The following is a 19515-nucleotide window of genomic DNA, read 5'->3' as shown; positions in this document are numbered from 1 at the left end:
TTAACAAATATGCCCTTTGTCCTGCCAGCATTCTTGCACCGGAAAAGATGTCATGAAAGGCAGCGACAATTTCAACAATTATGGGCGTGAATACTGGATTATGTGCGCTACCTCACGCACAATAATCACACTGTCACAATATTGACAAACTTTGCCCCATGCAGGGCAGAGGCGCCACACCTGCAGGAGAACACGATTAATGCCATCACTCAGTAAAGAAGCGGCCCTGGTTCATGACGCGCTGGTTGCTCGGGGGCTGGAAACGCCGCTGCGCCCGCCTATGGATGAACTGGATAATGAAACGCGAAAAAGCCTTATCGCAGGGCATATGACTGAGATTATGCAGTTGCTGAATCTCGATTTGAGCGATGACAGTCTGATGGAAACGCCGCATCGTATCGCTAAGATGTACGTTGACGAGATTTTCGCCGGCCTCGACTATGCCAATTTCCCGAAAATTACCCTCATTGAAAATAAAATGAAGGTGGATGAAATGGTCACCGTCCGCGATATCACGCTGACCAGCACCTGTGAACATCACTTCGTGACCATTGATGGCAAAGCGACCGTCGCGTATATCCCCAAAGATTCCGTGATCGGCCTGTCGAAAATTAACCGCATCGTGCAATTCTTCGCCCAGCGTCCACAGGTTCAGGAACGTTTGACCCAACAAATTCTGACGGCGCTGCAAACCTTGCTCGGCACCAATAATGTAGCGGTATCGATTGATGCGGTGCATTACTGCGTGAAAGCGCGCGGTATTCGTGACGCAACCAGCGCCACGACGACGACGTCGCTGGGCGGATTGTTTAAGTCCAGCCAGAATACGCGCCAGGAGTTTCTGCGTGCCGTTCGCCATCATCCATGATTAAGGCGGAGACGATGGAGCGTAATGTCACGCTGGATTTTGTACGTGGCGTCGCTATCCTCGGTATCCTGCTTCTTAACATTAGCGCCTTTGGATTGCCGAAGGCGGCTTATCTCAATCCCGCCTGGTACGGCGCGATCGTTCCCGAAGACGCCTGGTCCTGGGCGATTCTCGATATTGTGGCGCAGGCTAAGTTTCTTACGCTGTTCGCGTTGTTGTTTGGCGCGGGGCTACAAATGCTGCTTCCGCGTGGTAAACAGTGGATTCAGTCGCGCTTAACGCTATTGGTACTGTTAGGTTTTATCCATGCGTTATTCTTTTGGGACGGCGACATTCTGCTGGCCTACGGTCTGGTCGGGTTAATTTGCTGGCGACTGGTACGCGACGCGCCTTCGGTAAAAAGCCTGTTCAATACCGGCATACTCCTTTATCTGGTCGGGATTGGCGTGCTACTGCTGCTGGGCGTGGTATCGAGTAGCGAAACCAGCCGCGCCTGGACGCCGGATGCGTCGGCAATATTGTATGAAAAATACTGGAAGCTGAACGGCGGCATGGAGGCTATCAGCAACCGGGCAGAGATGCTGTCGAATAGTTTACTGGCGCTCGGCGCGCAGTATGGCTGGCAACTGGCAGGTATGATGCTGCTGGGCGCCGCGCTAATGCGTAGCGGCTGGCTGAAAGGTCAGTACAGTCTGCGGCACTATCGCCGTACCGGGGTTCTGCTGGTGGCGTTAGGGCTAATGATCAACCTGCCTGCGGTCATTTTACAATGGCGGCTGGACTGGGCGTACCGCTGGTGCGCCTTCTTATTGCAGGCGCCGCGCGAACTGAGCGCGCCGTTGCAAACGCTGGGCTATGCCGCGCTGATGTTTGGCTTCTGGCCGCAGCTTAGCCGATGCAGACTGACGCTTGCCATTGCCTGCGTAGGGCGAATGGCGCTGACCAATTATTTGCTGCAGACGATCATCTGTACCACGCTGTTTTATCAGTTTGGCTTATTTATGAAATTCAATCGACTGGAACTCTTGTTCTTTGTCGTTCCGGTATGGGCAATAAACCTTCTCTTTTCCGTCATCTGGCTACGTTTCTGGCGACAGGGACCGGTCGAGTGGTTATGGCGTCAACTCACGTTGCGCGCGTCAGGATCGCTCAGATAACGATCTGGATCACATTCATTAACAAAATGGCTGTAACCGTTTCCATCCCTGTGATGTTTCTCACGCAGCCCTGGGCAGGGTGCTGACAAAATAGCCGCCTGCTAACGGGGCATTTGTGAGCATTTTTGAACTCAAACAGGGCAGTGAATATGATCACCATTCGTGATGTAGCGCGCCAGGCTGGCGTGTCTGTAGCGACCGTTTCCCGCGTACTGAATAACAGCGCGTTGGTCAGTCCCGACACCCGTGACGCCGTTATGCAGGCCGTCACTCTGCTGGGATATCGGCCAAATGCGAATGCGCAAGCGCTGGCCACCCAGGTGAGCGATACCATCGGCGTCGTGGTCATGGATGTTTCCGATGCCTTTTTCGGCGCTCTGGTGAAAGCCGTAGATCTGGTCGCGCAGCAGCACCAGAAATATGTTCTCATTGGCAACAGTTATCATGAGGCGGAAAAAGAGCGTCATGCGATTGAAGTCTTGATCCGTCAGCGTTGTAACGCATTGATTGTTCACTCAAAAGCCTTAACCGATCGCGAGCTGAGCGACTTTATGGATCAGATCCCCGGCATGGTGCTGATTAACCGTATCGTGCCGGGTTATGCGCATCGTTGTGTCTGTCTCGACAATGTGAGCGGCGCCAGAATGGCGACCCGAATGTTGCTGAATAATGGACATCAACGCATCGGCTACCTGGCCTCCAGCCACCGTATTGAAGATGACGCGATGCGCAGAGAAGGGTGGTTTCACGCGCTGCAAGAGCAGGGGGTTGCTGCGTCGGAGAGCTGGATTGGCACCGGCACGCCGGATATGCAGGGCGGCGAGTCGGCAATGGTTGAGTTGTTGGGACGCAATCTGCAACTGACGGCGGTATTTGCCTATAACGATAACATGGCGGCGGGCGCGCTGACGGCGTTAAAAGATAACGGCATCGCCATTCCCTTGCATCTGTCTGTCATCGGTTTCGATGATATCCCTATTGCTCGTTATACCGATCCTCAGCTGACTACCGTGCGCTATCCTATTGCTTCTATGGCGAAAATCGCGACCGAGCTGGCGTTACAGGGGGCCGCAGGCACCCTGGATATCACGGCGACGCACTGCTTCATGCCGACACTGGTGCGGCGCCATTCGGTGGCGTGGCGACAGAATGCGGTACTGATCACTAACTGATTACGCACCGCATGTAACCGTTTTCAATCTGTGAGTAAATTCACAGTTTATTAACATTGTGATAGCTATGATGACAACGTTTGTCGCACTGTAACTAATGTGTAACAGTTAGTTGTCAGTTTTGCTGGGGTATTTCGCTTATAAAAACCGTTATCACAATATCCCGCGACTACCGGACAAAAATAAAGAGTTGAATAAGAGCCTATCCCATTAGGGCTATTTTACTTGCCATTTTGGACCTGGGCAGTGCTCGCCAAAACGCGTTAGCGTTTTGAACGCCGCTAGCGGCGGCCCGAAGGGCGAGCGTAGCGAGTCAAACCTCACGTACTACGTGTACGCTCCGGTTTTTGCGCGCTGTCCGTGTCCAAACTGGCTGCGCCAATAACGCCTGGTGGGATAGGCTCTAAATACGCTTCGGTGTTCAGTAACACGCGTTAACGTGCTGAACAGCCGGGCATTTTTTTACGCTATACCCTACATAATAAAACCGGAGCTACCATGAATAAGAAGGTACTGACCCTTTCTGCCGTGATGGCAAGTCTGTTATTCGGCGCGCACGCGCACGCGGCTGATACTCGTATTGGCGTGACGATTTATAAATATGACGATAACTTTATGTCCGTGGTGCGTAAGGCTATTGAAAAAGATGGCAAATCCGCGCCGGATGTTCAGCTACTGATGAATGACTCGCAAAACGATCAGTCCAAACAGAATGATCAAATTGACGTTTTATTGGCGAAAGGGGTTAAAGCTCTGGCGATTAACCTGGTCGACCCGGCAGCCGCCGGTACGGTGATTGAGAAAGCGCGCGGGCAAAATGTGCCGGTGGTGTTCTTTAACAAAGAGCCTTCCCGCAAAGCGCTGGACAGCTATGACAAGGCGTATTATGTCGGGACTGACTCTAAAGAATCCGGTGTGATTCAGGGCGACTTGATTGCCAAACACTGGCAGGCGAATCAGGGTTGGGATCTGAATAAAGACGGTAAAATTCAGTATGTTCTGCTGAAAGGCGAGCCGGGGCACCCGGATGCGGAAGCCCGTACGACGTATGTGGTGAAAGAGTTAAATGCTAAAGGTATTCAGACCGAGCAACTGGCGTTAGACACCGCCATGTGGGATACCGCGCAGGCAAAAGATAAGATGGATGCCTGGCTGTCTGGCCCGAACGCTAACAAGATTGAAGTGGTTATCGCGAATAACGATGCGATGGCGATGGGCGCGGTAGAGGCGCTGAAAGCGCATAATAAATCGTCGATTCCGGTCTTTGGCGTCGATGCGTTACCGGAAGCTCTGGCGCTGGTGAAATCGGGCGCGATGGCCGGTACGGTACTGAATGACGCCAACAATCAAGCGAAAGCGACATTCGATCTGGCGAAAAACCTCGCCGAAGGCAAGGGCGCGGCTGACGGCACCAACTGGAAGATTGAGAATAAAATCGTGCGCGTGCCTTATGTCGGCGTGGACAAAGACAATCTGAGCGAATTTACCCAAAAATAACTTTTCCGTCTGTGGGCGCAATTTTGTTGCGCCCTGAAACCGTGGAAGGGTGACGTGCCGCAGACCGGATAACGTATTTCTTTTGCCATCCGGCGCGGATAGTCATAATTAAAAAGGCCGACAGGGTATCATTATGGGCAGCACGATCTCTCCGTCGTCGGGTGAATATTTGTTGGAAATGCGTGGCATTAACAAATCATTTCCCGGCGTGAAAGCGCTTGATAATGTCAACTTAAACGTTCGTCCGTACTCTATTCATGCATTAATGGGCGAAAACGGCGCAGGCAAATCAACATTATTAAAATGTCTTTTCGGTATTTACCAAAAAGATTCCGGCAGCATTGTATTTCAGGGAAAAGAAGTGGACTTCCATTCGGCGAAAGAAGCGCTGGAGAATGGGATTTCGATGGTACATCAGGAGTTAAATCTGGTATTGCAACGTTCGGTCATGGATAACATGTGGTTGGGACGTTATCCCACCAAAGGTATGTTTGTCGACCAGGATAAAATGTACCAGGATACCAAAGCGATATTTGATGAACTGGATATCGATATTGACCCACGCGCGCGCGTAGGAACGTTATCCGTTTCGCAAATGCAGATGATCGAAATTGCGAAGGCGTTTTCCTATAACGCTAAGATCGTTATTATGGATGAACCGACCTCATCGTTAACTGAGAAAGAGGTTAATCATCTGTTCACCATTATTCGCAAGCTGAAAGAACGCGGCTGCGGCATTGTTTATATCTCGCATAAAATGGAAGAAATTTTTCAATTGTGCGATGAAATTACTATTTTGCGCGACGGTCAGTGGATTGCCACCCAGCCGCTGGAAGGGCTGGATATGGATAAGATCATTGCGATGATGGTCGGGCGTTCCCTGAACCAGCGCTTTCCGGATAAAGAAAATAAGCCGGGCGATGTGATTCTGGAGGTCCGTCACCTGACCTCGCTGCGCCAGCCTTCCATTCGCGATGTCTCCTTTGATTTGCACAAGGGCGAAATTCTGGGCATTGCCGGCCTGGTTGGGGCAAAGCGTACCGATATCGTCGAAACGCTGTTTGGCATTCGTGAGAAGTCGTCCGGGACAATCACTTTACATGGCAAGAAAATTAATAATCACACTGCGAACGAAGCGATTAACCACGGTTTTGCGCTGGTGACGGAAGAACGTCGTTCCACCGGAATTTACGCCTATCTGGATATCGGATTTAACTCATTAATTTCGAATATCCGTAATTATAAAAATAAAGTGGGGTTATTGGATAATTCCCGGATGAAAAGCGACACCCAATGGGTCATTGACTCCATGCGGGTAAAAACGCCGGGGCATCGCACGCAAATTGGTTCGCTTTCCGGCGGCAATCAGCAAAAGGTGATCATTGGTCGTTGGCTATTAACGCAGCCGGAAATATTAATGCTGGACGAACCGACCCGCGGCATTGATGTCGGCGCAAAGTTTGAAATTTATCAGCTTATTGCGGAACTGGCGAAAAAAGGCAAGGGGATCATCATTATCTCTTCTGAAATGCCGGAGCTGTTAGGGATTACCGATCGTATCCTGGTGATGAGTAACGGTCTCGTTTCCGGCATTGTCGATACTAAAACAACAACGCAAAACGAAATTTTGCGTCTTGCTTCTTTGCACCTTTAAGATCAGGGGCTCCTTATGAGTGCGTTAAACAAGAAAAGCTTTTTGACCTGGCTGAAAGAGGGCGGAATTTACGTCGTTCTTTTAGTGTTGCTGGCGATTATTATTTTCCAGGACCCGACTTTTTTAAGTTTGCTGAATTTAAGTAATATTCTGACGCAATCTTCGGTACGTATTATCATCGCACTGGGCGTGGCGGGACTCATCGTCACCCAGGGGACAGACCTGTCGGCGGGGCGTCAGGTAGGGCTGGCGGCGGTCGTGGCGGCAACATTACTGCAATCAATGGAAAACGCCAACAAAGTGTTTCCGGAAATGGCGACCATGCCGATTGCGCTGGTCATCCTGATTGTCTGCGCGATTGGCGCGGTGATTGGCCTGGTGAACGGCATCATCATTGCTTACCTGAATGTGACGCCGTTTATTACCACGCTTGGCACGATGATTATCGTTTATGGAATCAACTCCCTTTACTATGACTTTGTCGGCGCTTCGCCCATTTCCGGCTTTGACAGCGGCTTTTCCACCTTTGCACAGGGCTTTGTGGCGATGGGCAGTTTCCGGCTCTCCTACATCACCTTTTACGCTCTGATTGCGGTAGCGTTTGTCTGGGTGCTGTGGAATAAAACCCGCTTTGGTAAAAACATTTTTGCTATTGGCGGCAACCCGGAAGCGGCAAAAGTTTCTGGCGTAAACGTGGCGCTGAACCTGCTGATGATTTATGCGCTCTCCGGCGTGTTTTATGCCTTCGGCGGCTTACTGGAAGCAGGGCGTATTGGTTCTGCCACCAACAACCTCGGCTTTATGTATGAACTGGATGCGATTGCCGCGTGCGTTGTCGGGGGCGTATCGTTTAGCGGCGGAGTGGGTACGGTCTTCGGCGTGGTGACCGGCGTCATTATCTTTACCGTCATCAACTATGGCCTGACCTATATCGGGGTAAACCCGTACTGGCAGTACATTATCAAAGGCGGCATTATCATTTTCGCCGTGGCGCTGGACTCGCTGAAATACGCGCGTAAGAAGTAGTTATCCAGACCTATTGCTTTGCTTATCAGATAACCCGGCGCAGCGAAACTGCGCGCCGGGCTTCATACCGTGAGCTACAGCGTTAACGCGTGTTCTTTTTCGCCTTTTTTAAATTTGACCTCGCCTAAATCAATACAGGCGACCGGGCAGACATGACCGCACAGCAGACAACCGACGCATTTTTCCGTATTGCAATGCGGCGTGCGGCTGTGTTCATCCCACTCCATCGCCTGATGACCGCCGTCATAGCAGGAGATATAGCAACGTCCGCAGCCGACGCATTTCTCCTGATTAATTCGCGGATAGACGATATAGCTGCGATCCAGCTCTTCCGCCGGGATAATATTGCCATTCGCCAGCCCGATCATCTCCTGTAATGAGGCAAATCCCTGATCGGCCAGATAGTGGCTGAGGCCGCTCGCCATATCTTCTACAATGCGGTAACCGTATTGCATAATGCCTGTCGTCACCTGTAGGGTCGCCGCGCCCAGCAGCAGAAATTCGGCAGCGTCTTCCCAGGTTTCAATGCCGCCGATACCGCTAATCGGGAAATCGCGCAGTTCAGGGTGCATTCGCAACTGCTGGATAAAACGCAGCGCAATGGGTTTCACCGCTTTTCCTGAATAACCGGAGATACTGGATTTACCGTTAACCACCGGCATCCCGATTTTGCGGTTCAGGTCGATGTTAGTAATGGATTTCACGGTGTTGATGGTGGCGATACCGTCGGCTCCGCCGCGTTTAGCGGCCAGCGCGACTTCGCACATATCGCCAATATTCGGCGTCATTTTCGCCAGCATTGGCAAAGATGAACCGCGTTTTACGGCGCGGCAGTATTTTTCAACCAGCTCCGGGCTTTGCCCTACATCGCTTCCCATGGCGTGCGAGGTCATCTGCGGGCAAGAGAAGTTACACTCAATCATATCCGCGCCGGCTTCTTCAACCAGACGCGCCAGTTCCTGCCACTGCTGCTCATTTTCCCCCATGATGGAAGCAATCAGCACCTTATCCGGATAATCCTGTTTTAGCCGTCGAATGGCGGCCAGATTCTCTTCCAGCGGATGCTCAGCAATTTGCTCCATGTTTTTGAAACCAATAAAACCGGTATCTTCTTTCGTCAGGTGATCAAAACGTGGAGAGACTTCGTTGGCAATAAAAAAACCAATGGTTTTAAAAACGATCCCGCCCCAGCCGGTATCATAGGCTTTGGCGCACATCTCATAACAGTTGCCTACCGGAGAAGAAGAAAGGCAAAACGGATTGGGAAACTTAACGCCGCAAAAGGTAACAGACAAATCTTTTGTTAACATGAGCAGGCCTCCTCTAAATAATGATGAATAGCCTGAGCGGCTTCTTTTCCGGTTTTTACCGCATAAACGACGGTCTTATCACCTTTAACAATATCGCCAGCGGCAAAGATCGCCGGGTCGTCGGTTTGATAATTGTGCGTGTCGATAATATTATGCTGCGCTTTTATCTCCGCAAAGTTATCCAGTCGCGCGTGCTGCCCCACGGCCAAAATAATATTTTCCGCTTCCAGCGTCAGTTCTCCTGAGTGGCGTACATGGTGGAAGGTCACTTTATTTCCGCTGACGGCGACAGGCGTAAAACCATCAATAATCGATACGCCTAATGCCTGCGTGCTGGTAAATTCTTTTTCGCTGGCGGGGAATTCGGCTAATTCTTCCCGTGCCACGCAGGTGACGGAAGGACAGCCGAGAATTTTTAACGTACTGGCGACATCCATCGCTACGTCGCCGCCGCCAATAATTAATGCGCTACGCGGAACGCTAATATCGCCGTCGGCCTGACGGGCGCGCTGTAAAAAATCAACGGCAATCTCTACGTGACTGGCTTGCTCAAATAACGGTAAATCAGAGCCACAGGACATCCCGACGGTCATCAGCACGGCGCGATATTCGGCTTTGAGTTGCGCAAGCGATAGCGACCCGCCCACCTCACAATTACATTTAATATTGACGCCCATTTCTACAATGCGGGCAATTTCCTGATCGAGTACGCTTTGCGGCAGACGAAATGCCGGGATGCCGTGACGCAGCCATCCGCCGGGCTGCGGCTGTTTTTCGTAAATGGTGACGTCATAGCCTAAATGCGTGAGCGTCACGCTTGCCTGCAAACCTGCCGGACCCGCGCCAATAATCGCGACTTTCCCGCGTGTTTTACTCCCGGGCTGATAAATCTGCATGGCAGTCTGCTGTTCAAAATCGGTAATAAAACGTTGCAGGCGTGCAATATCAATAGGTTTATCTATTCCGGAACGTGTACATCCGCGCTGGCATAATTTTTCCGTCGGACAGACTCTGGCGCAGACGGCGCCAAGCGCGTTATTTTCCCGGATAGTTTCCGCTGCGCCTTTAAAATTGCGAAAGTAAATAGAACGAATAAATTTCCCCGGATCGGTTTGCGCCGGGCAAGCCTGACTACAGGGCGCATCGTGACATAATAAACAACGGGAAGCCTCTTTTATTGCCAGTAATGGCGTAAAACCAGGCGTGAGTTCATCCAGATAATTTTGTTGCGGCATATAATCTTCCTTAATGCTTGAATAAATTAAGGCGAAACGCAAATAACGCGTTTTAATAATCCAAAATCTACCGCCAGCCTAAGCATTGAAAGAAGGGTATTCTGTGAAAGAATTCACAAAAAAATGAAACCAGAATGCAAAACAGCATTTGTTCCTTATATCATAATAATAACTATTCTCAATTTTAAAGGGATAATAAATAGATTAACGATAAAAAAGAAGATAAATAATCATTCCCGTAAATAAAAAACCGCAACCGGTATAAAGAAAAAGATAAGACCAATATTGTACGGGATCGGCATGGCGATAGACATAAACCGGTTTTCGCGCATTTTTGACAACTTTATCTACCGCGCCGGTTCGCCAGCCTTTCCAGGCCTCACGGAAGCAAAAAAGCGGGAGTAGCAGAAAGGCTAATATGACAAATATCGTCTGTACATCCATGATCATTTCCCTTTTTTCTTTTCCAGTTCAAGCAATTGTTCCGGCGTAACGGCCGGATATCCCTGGGCGTCATTCGGCACCTGATGCTGCGTGGGAATAGGTACCAGCGGGCCTAAAAAACGCGGTTCGCGTTTAAAAATATAGAGATCCGCCAGCGCGCTAAAGCGGGCGCCAAATTCGCGCAGGCGCACTGTCAGCATATTTTTGGGCGAAGGTACCGCGTAACACTGCGCCTGAATGCCCATATGCAACGCAATAAACAAGGCGCGTTCGCAGTGGAAGCGCTGAGTGATGATAATAAAGTCGTTGGTATCAAACACTTTGCGGGTACGCACAATGGAGTCAAGCGTACGGAAGCCAGCGTAATCAAGCACAATGTCCGCAGGATCGACGCCCGCCGCGATAAGGTCTTTGCGCATGGTCATCGGTTCGTTATAGCTTTGCAGGGCATTGTCGCCGCTGAGCAGCAGGTAATTGACTTTACCGCTATTGTAAGCGTTTAACGCGCCCTGGATACGGTAACGATAGTACTGATTAATGACACCCTTGCGATAGTATTTGGCTGTCCCTAACACGACGCCAACCTGGCGGTAGGGGAGATCCTGTAGCTCGTCATAGATATAGGGCGCTGTTTTCCAGCTCATCCACCGATCGAGGCCAAGCACCGTCAACAGCAGCAAGCCTACCAGGACCAACAGGCTGTAAAACACGCGCTTTAACATGCAGGAAACTCGATACCAGGATGAAAGTACGATCAGGCTACTGTACCCGAAGACGTAGCGCAAGAAACCGCCGTCTGATTGCGGAGATTTTCAGCATGATTTCCCTTGTATCGGGTCGCGGGAGAGGAGAGTCAGGCCGGATAAGACGCCAGTGCGTCGCTATCCGGCACATTTGCTTAGCCGAGAAGCACGCGGTCAATATTATGGCAACCTAACGCTTTCAGCGTTGCGGCGGTGGCATCCCATTGAATTAATGCCGCATCGCCTTTTTCCGCCAGAATCGCACGCTGAATATCCGCATAGTCATAGCCATTGAGACTCAGCAGGTTTAGCGCGCCTTGCAGCGGGGGAAGTGTAGGGTTAAAGGCGGCGTTTTCCGCATAGCTGCCGGTGAAAATACGGCCATCTTTACATTCCAGCGCCACGCCGCTCGGTGAGTGGCTATAAGGCATATGGCTCTTATTGGCTGCCGTAATCGCCGCTTGCGTTAGCGTATCGCCCGTTAACGTAAAGCCATGATCCTGCTCGTCCATCAGCAGCGTTTTGATCTCCAGATCTTTTGGCCCGAAAGCGTCAGGCAGATAATCGCGTAACGTATGCGGCGCGCGGCCCGGCAGATGAATGCGCAGATCCAGACCGCTGTTCAGCTCGTTCATAAACTGGCGACAGTGGCCGCAAGGCGTGTAGTTAACGGTGACGGCGGCGAGCCCTTTTTCGCCGCGTAGCCAGGCGTGGCTAATCGCGCTTTGTTCAGCATGCACAGTTTGTTGCATGGTGGCGCCCAGGAACTCCATATTCGCGCCGAAATACCAGTTGCCGCTAACGCCGCGCGCAATCGCGCCGACGTTAAAATGGGACAAATCGGTACGGGCGCAGGCCGCCGCCAGAGGTAACAGTGCGAAAGCCAGCGCGTCTTCGTCCAGTCCCGCCGTATTTTTAAGCGTCGAGACCTGCTCTGCGGTCAGCATGGCGGGAAAATGGTGGTCCGCCAGGATAGGGGCCAGCGCTGATTGCAAATTATCCGCAAGCTGGGCAAAAGCAGTTTGAAAACGTGGATGCATGGCGTTGCCTCATAACAATGTAATGGAACCGTAGTTTACGGGCCTGCTATGTCTTAATATGTGATCTAAATCTCATTGCTTATGCAACTTGTGAAACTTAAATGAAAAATGCGCGACGTATCGCAAATTTTAACCCGGTCTTTTGTCCCGTCGTTAGCGCATTACCGCCAGAATGAGCGGAAACAAAAAGGGCGCTACCAGCGAGGTAATAATGCCGCAGATCACCAGCGCCAGGGAGCTAAACGCGCCTTCCTGGTAATCCAGCTCGGCGCAGCGCGCAGTACCGAGCGCATGTGAGGCGGTCCCCATTGCCAGCCCGCGTGCGGCTTTAGTACGGATGTGCATCGCGTTTAACAGCGTGTGGCCAAACACCGCGCCCAGAATACCGACAAAAATTACGCATACCGCGCTGATCGCAGGGATGCCGCCGATGCTGCCGCCCACCGCCATCGCGATAGGCGTAGTCACGGATTTAGGCAGTACCGATGCCGCGATTTCAGGCGTTGCGCCCATCAGCAAGGCAACGGATGTCCCGGTAATCATCGCTACCAGACTGCCGACAAAACAGATGCTAATAATGGATTTCCAACGCGCGCGAATCTGGTGCAACTGTTCATAAAGGGGATAGGCCAGCGCCACCACCGCCGGTTGCAGCAGATCGTTAAGTACTTCGCTGCCTTTGAAGTAGTGCTCGTAGGGAATACCGGTCAGCAACAGAAAAGGAATAATGACTACCATTGCCACCAGCAGCGGATTCAGCAACGGCATTTTAAAATGCGCCGCCAGTCTGCGGGCGGCGAAAAATACCGCCAGCGTCAGCGGTAACGACCACCAGATATATGTCATCATTTTTTCGTTCCCTTCTGCCCAACCACTTTACGTTCACCGTGTATCAGATGTGAACTCCAGCTTACGACCACAAAAACGACCAGCGTACTGATAGCGCAAGAGACCACCACCGGGCCGAATTGCGCGCGCAGTAAATCAAAATATTGCATGACCCCAACGCCAATCGGCACAAACAGCAACGCCATATAACGAATCAGCACATAACAGCCGGGGTTAACCCACTTTGCCGGCAGAATTTGCAGCGCCAGCAACACAAACAGAATTAACATCCCGATAATGCTGCCGGGAATAGTGATAGGAAGCAGTGATGCAAGAAAAATGCCTGCGTACAAACAGGCATAAATCAATACAAAAGCGCGTATATATTGCCAGATAATATTCAGTGACTTACTCATGTTTAAAGCCCTTGATGAGATGGATTCATCATACAATTAAACGTTAAAACGTGCTACCGATCACATCATGAATTCTTAGCATAGTGGGTATAGACAGCAGGAACATCGGGCAATGCCCCTGGTCGGCGGCGTTAAACCTGGGCTAAAAAATACAAAAAGCGACTCAGGGCCAAAGACGGCGTCTCATTCTTACGCCAGAACATCCCTACGCTGCCTTTTTGCTCAATTTTTGGCAAGTTTAAAATCGCCAGTTGCCCCTGGCTGGCATAGCGTTGCGCCAGCCGTAAAGAAAGAATAGAGATCATATCGCTGCTTTGCAGCAAATTGGTGCTGACGTTCATTGACGCCGATTCAATGGTGTTTTCCGGGAGCATGACGCCATTATCGACGAGGGCGTTATCAATACTGATGCGAATAGGGGTGCCGGTTGGCCAGACTATCCACCGCCAGTGCGCCAGATCGCTCCAGGCAATCTGCGCTCGCGCGGCCAGCGGATGGTGCGGACGCGCCACAAAGCAGACCGGCTCGGTATAAAGTACCTGATAATTAAGCGGCAGTTGCAGGGCACGGCCGCCGACACGCCCTACCACCACATCCACCTGACCGGCAAGCAAATCGTGCAGCAGCGGCGTCATTACCTTTTCTTCAATATTCAGATGCAGCGTCGGCATTTCGTTAAGTAGGCTCAGAATCGCCTGTGATACGCAGTCAGTCGCCACGGGCGAACAGCCGATCTTCAGGCTGCCAACCAGGCCGCCCTGCTTGAAACGGGCGATTTCATACTGTGAACGCTCCAGATCGTTAATTAGGCGCTGGGCGTGCTGGAGCAGTAATTTACCGCCTTCCGAGGGGCGTAGCCCTTTACTGTGGCGCTCAAAAAGCGTGATGCCTATCTCATCTTCGAGTTGAGATAGCCACTTCGATAGCGCCGGCTGGGAGATATTCATCATCCGGGCGACGTGCGTTAGGTTGCCCTGTTCGCCCAGCGCAACCAGCGTTTGTAGGTGATGTAATTTCAATTTCTGCGCCCAGTTCGCCATTCGCTATAACCTCCAGGTTATGTCTCTGCCTGAAAAGCCATTGTACATTTTATCGCTCACTCTACAAACTCGTAACATAGCAAACATAAAAACAACATCTATCTCCCTGCACTGAGGCATTAGCTATGACTCAACGACGTGATCTACAAGCCCTTATTGATGCCGCGCCCGTCGGCAAAATGCAGTGGCGCGTTATCATCTGCTGTTTTCTGGGGCTTACGGCTGGCGCGCTGCTATGCGGGCCGCTGGCGGATCGCTTTGGCCGCAAGCGGGTCATTGAGCTTTGCGTAGCGCTATTCGGCGCATTGAGCCTGCTTTCCGCTTTCTCGCCGGATATAGAAACCCTGGTGTTGCTGCGCTTCTTAACCGGTCTGGGACTGGGTGGAGCGATGCCGAATACCATCACCATGACGTCGGAATACCTTCCCGCTCGTCGACGCGGAGCGCTGGTCACGCTGATGTTCTGCGGTTTTACCCTGGGGTCGGCGATGGGTGGGATTGTGAGCGCGCAACTGGTGCCGCTGATTGGCTGGCACGGAATTCTGGCGCTAGGCGGCATCTTGCCTTTGATGCTGTTTTTCGGCCTGTTGTTCGCGCTGCCGGAATCTCCCCGCTGGCAGGTACGTCGCCAACTACCGCAAGCCGTTGTCGCCCGGACGGTCAGCGCCATTACCGGCGAGCGCTATCACGATACGCACTTCTTTCTGCATGAGACGGCAGCCGTCGCCAAAGGCAGTATTCGCCAGCTTTTTGCCGGGCGACAGCTTGTCATTACCCTGATGTTATGGGTGGTGTTCTTTATGAGCCTGCTCATTATCTATCTGCTTTCCAGCTGGATGCCGACGTTACTTAACCATCGCGGTATTGATCTGCAACAGGCGTCGTGGGTGACTGCCGCATTCCAGGTTGGCGGCACGCTTGGCGCGCTGTTACTCGGCGTGTTGATGGACCGGCTTAACCCGTTCCGGGTACTGGCGGTGAGCTATGCGCTGGGCGCGGTTTGCATTGTCATGATAGGCCTGAGCGAAAACGGCCTTTGGCTGATGGCGCTGGCGATTTTTGGTACCGGCATCGGTATTAGCGGTTCCCAGGTAGGGCTGAATGCTCTGACGGCGACGCTGTACCCCACCCAAAGCCGGGCGACGGGCGTGAGCTGGTCGAACGCCATTGGACGCTGCGGGGCGATTGTCGGTTCGCTCTCCGGCGGCATGATGATGGCCCTCAATTTCTCTTTCGATACGTTGTTTTTTGTCATTGCTATTCCGGCGGCTATCAGCGCGGTAATGCTTACCCTGCTGACGGTGGTTGTCCGCCTTTCGATTTCTGTACCTGACGACCTGCCGCGTGCCAGCGTCGTAAACGAATAAGGAGAATCTCCATGTCTGAAATAAATCAGAACGTAAAAGATAGCCGTCAGCAGTATTACCAGCATATTTCCGGGCAGAATCTGACGCCGCTGTGGGAGTCGTTACATCACCTGGTACCGCAGACGCCAAACGCCAACTGCGCGCCGGCCTACTGGAATTATCAGGAAATTCGTCCGCTACTGATGGAAAGCGGCAATGTCATTGGCGCGAAAGAGGCGATCCGCCGGGTGCTGGTGCTGGAAAATCCGGCATTGCGCGGTCAGTCGTCGATCACGGCGACCTTATACGCTGGTTTACAGCTGATCCTGCCCGGCGAAGTCGCGCCGAGTCATCGCCATAACCAGTCGGCGCTGCGTTTTATCGTCGAAGGTAAAGGCGCATTTACCGCGGTGGACGGCGAGCGCACGCCAATGCATACCGGCGATTTTATCCTGACGCCGCAGTGGCGCTGGCACGATCATGGTAATCCGGGGTCAGAGCCGGTGGTATGGCTGGATGGTCTGGATCTGCCGTTAGTCAACCTCCTGGGCTGTGGGTTTGCGGAAGACTATCCCGAAGATCAGCAGCCGGTAACGCGAAAAGAGGGCGATTATCTGCCGCGCTATGCAGCGAATATGCTGCCGCTGCGCCACCAGCGCGGGAATTCGTCGCCGATTTTCAATTACCGTTACGACCGCAGTCGCGAGGCGCTGCACGATCTGACCCGTATGGGCGATCCGGATGAGTGGGAAGGTTACAAGCTGCGTTACGTTAATCCCGTCACCGGCGGTTATCCGATGCCGTCAATGGGCGCGTTCCTGCAACTGCTGCCAAAAGGCTTTGCCTCGCGTGTGGCGCGGAGCACCGACAGCACTATCTACCACGTCGTTGAAGGGGCAGGGCAGGTCACTATCGGCAACGAAACTTTTCATTTTTCCGCAAAAGACATTTTTGTGGCGCCGACCTGGCATGAGGTGTCGTTTCGCAGCAGTGAAGACACGGTGTTATTCAGCTTTTCGGACAAGCCGGTTCAGGAAGCCCTGGGGCTGTTCCGCGAAGCACGTTATTAATTAGGGAGAGAGAACATGACCAAATATGTATTCCAGCCGCAGGCCCCGGTGACAGTACCAGTGGCGGGTAGTGATGAGCAGTTTCCGGTACGTCGCGTTTACTGCGTGGGTCGCAACTATGCCGCCCATGCCCGTGAAATGGGCTTTGATCCCGATCGCGAACCGCCGTTCTTCTTTTGTAAACCAGCGGACGCTGTCGTCCCGGTAGCGGCGGGGGATACCCTGGAGCTGCCGTATCCGGCGCAGACCGATAACTACCATTATGAAATTGAGCTGGTGGTGGCGATTGGTAAAAAGGGGAGCGATATCCCGCTGGAAAAAGCCCATGAATATGTCTGGGGATACGCCACCGGTCTGGACATGACGCGTCGCGATCGTCAGATGGAAATGCGTCAGATGGGACGCCCGTGGGAAATTGGCAAAGCGTTCGATCTCTCCGCGCCCATTGCGCCATTACACAAAGCCGCTGAAACGCATAATGTGGATAACGCCCCTATTTGGCTACAGGTTAACGGCGAAGACCATCAGCGCAGCGATATTCGTCATCTGATTTGGTCGGTGAATGAAACCATCAGCTATTTGTCCGGCTTTTTTGAATTGCAGCCAGGCGATTTGATTTTCACCGGTACGCCAGAGGGGGTGGGCGCCGTGGTGAAAGGGGATGTCATCACCGGGAACGTAGAAGGTCTGACGCCGATTGCTGTGAAAATTGTCTGAGGTGAACGATGAAGCTGTACAGTTTCTTTAATAGTTCGGCGTCTTATCGTGTACGTATTGCGCTGGCGTTAAAGGGGATTGATTACCAGACGGTGGGCGTCAATATTCGTATCGGCCAGCAGAATGCGCTGGCCTACCGACGGATGAATCCGGTAGGCCTGGTGCCGACGCTGGTCACTGATGACGGCGAATCGTTGGGGCAATCGCTGGCCATCGTCGACTGGCTGGACCGACATTTTCCGCAAACGCCGCTGCTGCCGACGAGCGACCCGGCGCGCAGCCAGGCGCTGGAAATTGTCTACGCTATCGCCTGCGATATACACCCAATCAATAACATGCGCGTGTTGCGCTACCTGACCGATGAGCTGAAGGTTAGCGAAGAGGATAAAAAACGCTGGTACGCCCACTGGATACAGCAAGGGTTAAGCGCGGTAGAGCAGCTATTGCGTAAAAGTCAGTCCGGACGATTCTGCGTGGGCGACGCGCCTGGACTTGCGGACTGCTGCCTGATTCCTCAGTGGGCGAATGCGCTCAGGATGGGCTGCGATTTATCAGGCTATCCGCGCTGTAAAGCCGTTTATGACGCCTGCGTACAGCTACCGGCGTTTATTGCCGCCGCGCCGGAAAATCAACAAGATAAAATCCCGGCCTGAAAAGGAGAATGACCATGACTCACGTGACAAGCGCAATTATTGTAGGTGGCGGAATCGGCGGCGCGGCGACCGCGCTGTCGCTGGCGCGCCAGGGAATAAAAGTCATGCTGTTGGAAAAAGCGCACGAAATTGGCGAGATTGGCGCGGGTATTCAGCTTGGGCCGAACGCTTTTTCGGCGCTGGATAGTCTCGGTGTGGGCGATGTTGCCCGCCAGCGTGCGGTGTTTACCGATCACATTACCATGATGGATGCCGTGAATGCCGAAGAAGTGGTATGCATTGAAACCGGACAGGCGTTCCGCGACCATTTTGGCGGGCCGTATGCGGTAATTCACCGGGTAGATATTCATGCAACGGTATGGGAAGCGGTGCTGACGCACCCTGGCGTGGAGTATCGTACCTCGACCCATATTGTCGATATCCGCCAGACGCCGGATGACGTTACGGTGTTTGATGAGCAGGGAAATAGCTGGACGGCGGATATTCTCGTGGGCTGCGACGGCGTTAAATCGGTCGTGCGGCAAAGTTTACTCGGCGACGCGCCGCGCGTAACGGGGCATGTAGTTTATCGGGCGGTGATTGATTGCGACGATATGCCGGACGATTTACGTATTAACGCACCGGTGCTGTGGGCAGGCCCGCATTGTCACCTGGTTCATTATCCGCTGCGCGGAGGCCAACAGTACAATCTGGTGGTGACATTCCACAGCCGCCAGCAAGAAGAGTGGGGCGTGAAAGACGGCAGTAAAGAAGAGGTGCTCTCTTATTTTGCCGGCATTCATCCCCGCCCGCGTCAGATGCTGGATAAGCCGACCTCCTGGCGCCGCTGGTCGACCGCCGATCGCGAGCCGGTCACGAAATGGGGAACCGAGCGTATCACTCTGGTGGGCGACGCCGCGCATCCGGTGGCGCAATATATGGCCCAGGGCGCCTGTATGGCGCTGGAAGACGCCGTCACGCTGGGCAAAGCGCTGGAACGCTGCGACGGCGACGCGCAGCAGGCATTTGCGCTGTATGAGTCGGTGCGTATTCCCCGCACGGCGCGTATCGTCTGGTCTACCCGCGAGATGGGGCGTCTCTATCACGCCGCCGGGGTGGAGCGTCAGGTGCGTAATCTGCTGTGGAAAGGGAAATCGCAGGAGGCGTTTTATCGCGGTATCGAATGGCTGTACGGCTGGAAAGAAGATAACTGTCTTGAGCCGCGTTGAGCGCTTTACGTGACGTAGCGTGGCGTTTGCGCCGCCACCCGGCAAAAAGTTTTGCTCATCGCAGAGAGGCGTTATGATAGCGCCTCTTTTT

The 19515-nt window shown here is 52.7% G+C and carries 19 protein-coding genes; 11 read left to right on the top strand and 8 right to left on the bottom strand.

Annotated features, from left to right (window positions below; all coding sequences use genetic code 11):
* Window positions 1-199 precede the first annotated feature (199 nt).
* The 6 genes from folE to mglC all read left to right on the top strand — a co-directional run bounded on the left by folE (window position 200) and on the right by mglC (window position 7374).
* A complete protein-coding gene (gene folE, locus NAZ64_RS12775; RefSeq protein WP_001139611.1) occupies window positions 200-868 on the top strand; it encodes a GTP cyclohydrolase I FolE in 669 nt (222 codons plus the stop codon).
* 14 nt (window positions 869-882) lie between these two features.
* The gene (yeiB, locus tag NAZ64_RS12770) at window positions 883-2025 is read left to right on the top strand and encodes a DUF418 domain-containing protein YeiB (RefSeq protein WP_001518079.1); all 1143 of its coding nucleotides are present in this window, start codon (window positions 883-885) and stop codon (window positions 2023-2025) included.
* A 149-nt stretch (window positions 2026-2174) separates the two neighbouring features.
* Window positions 2175-3197, top strand: a complete 1023-nt coding sequence (gene galS / locus NAZ64_RS12765) for an HTH-type transcriptional regulator GalS (protein ID WP_000628630.1) — start codon at window positions 2175-2177, stop codon at window positions 3195-3197.
* Window positions 3198-3695: 498 nt separating this feature from the next.
* The gene (gene mglB / locus NAZ64_RS12760; RefSeq protein WP_001036937.1) at window positions 3696-4694 is read left to right on the top strand and encodes a galactose/glucose ABC transporter substrate-binding protein MglB; all 999 of its coding nucleotides are present in this window, start codon (window positions 3696-3698) and stop codon (window positions 4692-4694) included.
* Between the two features lie 133 nt (window positions 4695-4827).
* Window positions 4828-6348: a galactose/methyl galactoside ABC transporter ATP-binding protein MglA gene (mglA, locus tag NAZ64_RS12755; protein WP_088523996.1), complete on the top strand. Its 1521-nt coding sequence runs from the start codon at window positions 4828-4830 to the stop codon at window positions 6346-6348.
* A 15-nt stretch (window positions 6349-6363) separates the two neighbouring features.
* Window positions 6364-7374, top strand: coding sequence for a galactose/methyl galactoside ABC transporter permease MglC (gene mglC, locus NAZ64_RS12750; protein ID WP_001275101.1), 1011 nt, complete (start codon window positions 6364-6366; stop codon window positions 7372-7374).
* A 74-nt stretch (window positions 7375-7448) separates the two neighbouring features.
* Here the strand turns inward: mglC and preA are convergent, their stop codons facing one another.
* From preA to NAZ64_RS12710, 8 genes are all read right to left on the bottom strand, one after another.
* Window positions 7449-8684 carry an NAD-dependent dihydropyrimidine dehydrogenase subunit PreA gene (gene preA, locus NAZ64_RS12745; RefSeq protein ID WP_000956097.1) on the bottom strand — a complete coding sequence of 412 codons (1236 nt, stop codon included), beginning with the start codon at window positions 8682-8684 and terminating at the stop codon, window positions 7449-7451.
* Window positions 8678-9919 carry an NAD(P)-dependent oxidoreductase gene (locus tag NAZ64_RS12740; RefSeq protein ID WP_001136404.1) on the bottom strand — a complete coding sequence of 414 codons (1242 nt, stop codon included), beginning with the start codon at window positions 9917-9919 and terminating at the stop codon, window positions 8678-8680. Before NAZ64_RS12740 ends, preA begins: the two co-directional genes overlap by 7 nt.
* 204 nt (window positions 9920-10123) lie before the next feature.
* Complete coding sequence (locus NAZ64_RS12735; protein ID WP_000605187.1) at window positions 10124-10369, bottom strand: DUF2542 family protein; 246 nt, start codon at window positions 10367-10369, stop codon at window positions 10124-10126.
* Entirely contained in the window at window positions 10366-11085 is a 720-nt protein-coding gene (gene sanA / locus NAZ64_RS12730; RefSeq protein WP_000920081.1) for an outer membrane permeability protein SanA, read from the bottom strand. Before sanA ends, NAZ64_RS12735 begins: the two co-directional genes overlap by 4 nt.
* A gap of 176 nt (window positions 11086-11261) precedes the next feature.
* Window positions 11262-12146 carry a cytidine deaminase gene (gene cdd, locus NAZ64_RS12725; protein WP_000553526.1) on the bottom strand — a complete coding sequence of 295 codons (885 nt, stop codon included), beginning with the start codon at window positions 12144-12146 and terminating at the stop codon, window positions 11262-11264.
* A gap of 153 nt (window positions 12147-12299) precedes the next feature.
* Entirely contained in the window at window positions 12300-12995 is a 696-nt protein-coding gene (locus tag NAZ64_RS12720) for a CidB/LrgB family autolysis modulator (protein ID WP_000989296.1), read from the bottom strand.
* Window positions 12992-13390, bottom strand: coding sequence for a CidA/LrgA family protein (locus NAZ64_RS12715; RefSeq protein WP_000045719.1), 399 nt, complete (start codon window positions 13388-13390; stop codon window positions 12992-12994). The genes NAZ64_RS12720 and NAZ64_RS12715 overlap by 4 nt, the downstream gene beginning before the upstream one ends.
* Before the next feature lie 131 nt (window positions 13391-13521).
* Window positions 13522-14430, bottom strand: coding sequence for a LysR substrate-binding domain-containing protein (locus NAZ64_RS12710; RefSeq protein ID WP_000024658.1), 909 nt, complete (start codon window positions 14428-14430; stop codon window positions 13522-13524).
* A 125-nt stretch (window positions 14431-14555) separates the two neighbouring features.
* Between NAZ64_RS12710 and mhbT the strand changes: the two genes are divergently transcribed.
* From mhbT to NAZ64_RS12685, 5 genes are read left to right on the top strand one after another with little or no spacing between them, the layout of a single operon-like run.
* Complete coding sequence (mhbT, locus tag NAZ64_RS12705; protein WP_483640947.1) at window positions 14556-15797, top strand: 3-hydroxybenzoate transporter MhbT; 1242 nt, start codon at window positions 14556-14558, stop codon at window positions 15795-15797.
* An 11-nt stretch (window positions 15798-15808) separates the two neighbouring features.
* Complete coding sequence (gene gtdA, locus NAZ64_RS12700; RefSeq protein WP_001289857.1) at window positions 15809-16846, top strand: gentisate 1,2-dioxygenase; 1038 nt, start codon at window positions 15809-15811, stop codon at window positions 16844-16846.
* Window positions 16847-16861: 15 nt separating this feature from the next.
* A complete protein-coding gene (locus NAZ64_RS12695) occupies window positions 16862-17563 on the top strand; it encodes a fumarylacetoacetate hydrolase family protein (RefSeq protein ID WP_000170621.1) in 702 nt (233 codons plus the stop codon).
* Window positions 17564-17571: 8 nt separating this feature from the next.
* On the top strand, window positions 17572-18216 hold the full coding sequence (gene maiA / locus NAZ64_RS12690; protein ID WP_000781183.1) for a maleylacetoacetate isomerase: 645 nt from the start codon (window positions 17572-17574) through the stop codon (window positions 18214-18216).
* Window positions 18217-18230: 14 nt separating this feature from the next.
* Window positions 18231-19424, top strand: a complete 1194-nt coding sequence (locus NAZ64_RS12685; protein ID WP_220569772.1) for a 3-hydroxybenzoate 6-monooxygenase — start codon at window positions 18231-18233, stop codon at window positions 19422-19424.
* The last annotated feature ends 91 nt before the right edge of the window (window positions 19425-19515 follow it).

Source organism: Salmonella sp. A1325 (assembly GCF_056991255.1).
The sequence above is the reverse complement of the archived record's forward strand: the minus strand, read 5'-3'. Positions and strand labels throughout refer to the sequence as shown.

Excerpts from the sequence above, each read along its gene's own strand:
- folE (WP_001139611.1), top strand. The coding sequence starts at position 200 with ATGCCATCACTCAGTAAAGAAGCGGCCCTGGTTCATGACGCGCTGGTT.
- yeiB (WP_001518079.1), top strand. The coding sequence starts at position 883 with ATGGAGCGTAATGTCACGCTGGATTTTGTACGTGGCGTCGCTATCCTC.
- galS (WP_000628630.1), top strand. The coding sequence starts at position 2,175 with ATGATCACCATTCGTGATGTAGCGCGCCAGGCTGGCGTGTCTGTAGCG.
- mglB (WP_001036937.1), top strand. The coding sequence starts at position 3,696 with ATGAATAAGAAGGTACTGACCCTTTCTGCCGTGATGGCAAGTCTGTTA.
- mglA (WP_088523996.1), top strand. The coding sequence starts at position 4,828 with ATGGGCAGCACGATCTCTCCGTCGTCGGGTGAATATTTGTTGGAAATG.
- mglC (WP_001275101.1), top strand. The coding sequence starts at position 6,364 with ATGAGTGCGTTAAACAAGAAAAGCTTTTTGACCTGGCTGAAAGAGGGC.
- preA (WP_000956097.1), bottom strand. The coding sequence starts at position 8,684 with ATGTTAACAAAAGATTTGTCTGTTACCTTTTGCGGCGTTAAGTTTCCC.
- NAZ64_RS12740 (WP_001136404.1), bottom strand. The coding sequence starts at position 9,919 with ATGCCGCAACAAAATTATCTGGATGAACTCACGCCTGGTTTTACGCCA.
- NAZ64_RS12735 (WP_000605187.1), bottom strand. The coding sequence starts at position 10,369 with ATGATCATGGATGTACAGACGATATTTGTCATATTAGCCTTTCTGCTA.
- sanA (WP_000920081.1), bottom strand. The coding sequence starts at position 11,085 with ATGTTAAAGCGCGTGTTTTACAGCCTGTTGGTCCTGGTAGGCTTGCTG.
- cdd (WP_000553526.1), bottom strand. The coding sequence starts at position 12,146 with ATGCATCCACGTTTTCAAACTGCTTTTGCCCAGCTTGCGGATAATTTG.
- NAZ64_RS12720 (WP_000989296.1), bottom strand. The coding sequence starts at position 12,995 with ATGATGACATATATCTGGTGGTCGTTACCGCTGACGCTGGCGGTATTT.
- NAZ64_RS12715 (WP_000045719.1), bottom strand. The coding sequence starts at position 13,390 with ATGAGTAAGTCACTGAATATTATCTGGCAATATATACGCGCTTTTGTA.
- NAZ64_RS12710 (WP_000024658.1), bottom strand. The coding sequence starts at position 14,430 with ATGGCGAACTGGGCGCAGAAATTGAAATTACATCACCTACAAACGCTG.
- mhbT (WP_483640947.1), top strand. The coding sequence starts at position 14,556 with ATGACTCAACGACGTGATCTACAAGCCCTTATTGATGCCGCGCCCGTC.
- gtdA (WP_001289857.1), top strand. The coding sequence starts at position 15,809 with ATGTCTGAAATAAATCAGAACGTAAAAGATAGCCGTCAGCAGTATTAC.
- NAZ64_RS12695 (WP_000170621.1), top strand. The coding sequence starts at position 16,862 with ATGACCAAATATGTATTCCAGCCGCAGGCCCCGGTGACAGTACCAGTG.
- maiA (WP_000781183.1), top strand. The coding sequence starts at position 17,572 with ATGAAGCTGTACAGTTTCTTTAATAGTTCGGCGTCTTATCGTGTACGT.
- NAZ64_RS12685 (WP_220569772.1), top strand. The coding sequence starts at position 18,231 with ATGACTCACGTGACAAGCGCAATTATTGTAGGTGGCGGAATCGGCGGC.